Source organism: Paludisphaera rhizosphaerae (genome assembly GCF_011065895.1).
Taxonomy (GTDB): Bacteria; Planctomycetota; Planctomycetia; order Isosphaerales; family Isosphaeraceae; genus Paludisphaera; species Paludisphaera rhizosphaerae.
In genome coordinates this window covers 1-1282 of the sequence record NZ_JAALCR010000086.1, presented here as the reverse complement: position 1 = coordinate 1282, position 1282 = coordinate 1, and the positions used below count along the sequence as shown (strand labels likewise).

General features: G+C 69.5%; 1 protein-coding gene. It reads right to left on the bottom strand.

The window, feature by feature from the left end; translation table 11 throughout:
• The coding region (locus G5C50_RS32085) for a transposase (RefSeq protein WP_165076170.1) at positions 1–1164 on the bottom strand (1164 nt) is incomplete at its 3' end.
• Positions 1165–1282 lie beyond the last annotated feature (118 nt).

Here is a 1282-nt window from a genome sequence, read left to right as displayed (position 1 = left end):
ATCGATTTTCATTAATGCTTCGTGGGGTGGTGCGGCGTCGCGTTCGGGTGCGGGCCAGGGTTGGGGGTGGAAGCGGCCGGAGGGGTCGGCCCCGGTGATCCAGGCCGCCAGGATGGCGGCTCCGCCCAGCAGGAAGGTCGACCATCGTCGGGGCTTGGGTCCGGCGGGCGAGGGTGACTCGGGGCGTCGGGCCGCGTCGATCTGGCCGCCGAGTTCCAGCGTCCAGAGGGTCGCCAACGCCATCGCCGCCCAGAGGCGGGCGGCTCGTTGCGGGTCGGTCATGCGGGTCTTCTGCCATTGCCAACCGTCGCTCTTGATCTTCTTGAACGAGCATTCGATCCAGGTCCGCAGCGAGTACCAGGCGGCGTCGGCTTCGTCGGGAGGCAGGTCGGTGAGGATCAGCCAGGGGTCGGCGTGGCCCGCGTCCCATCGCGCCAGCAGGGTGCAGTCCAGCCGCGCCGACTTCTCCTTGAACGCCTGGCCGCGGGCTCGGAATCGGGCGCCGTGGCGAGGGGCCAACTCGGGCATCGGCGTCCAGTCGCCGCCCTCGGGACGGAAGCAGCCGCGGGCCTTGGCTCGCATCAGCGGGCTCCAACCCAAGGCCACGATCGCCCGGAACAATTCCGACGATTCGATCCCCCGGTCCGACAGCACGAACACCCGGCGATCCGGCCCGACCTGCTCGCGGAGCAGGCCCAGCAGCCGGATCCAGTGCGGGTTCCAGGCCCCCGGCTGGTTGGCCGGCAGGACCGCCCAGGCGACCGGCACGGCGCAGCCGCGATAGACGGCCGAGACGCAGAGCACCGTCAACCGGTCGCCCAGCGAGGTCGGGTCGATCGCCAGGGCCAGGGGACCGTCGCCCCAACCCGAGAGGACCCAGGCCAGCAACGGTCCGAAGCAAACCTCCGGCGTCAACTCGCGACGCCGCCGGCCCCGCTTCGAGTGGGCCGGCCGATAAAACTCGCGAAGCCGCTGCCGCACCGTGCCGACCGCGACTCCCGACAAGGCCGCCAAATGAACCGACACCCGATCCAACCCGCCGGAACGGGCCGCCACCATGCCGAAGCTGTACCAGGCCAGGACCCGAGCCTGGCACCGCGACAACGTGGGGAACCGACTCGCGACGCGGTCGGCCCAGCGGTAAAGTGGGTCGGGGCGGGGCATGGCTCTTCTCGGTCCAAAAGCGATTAGCTGTGGTAAGCCGTTCGCTATAAACCGGTTCCATGCCCCGTTCCATACCCCTCTCCCATAAACCAGACGAAATACCTCCCCCTACAAGCCC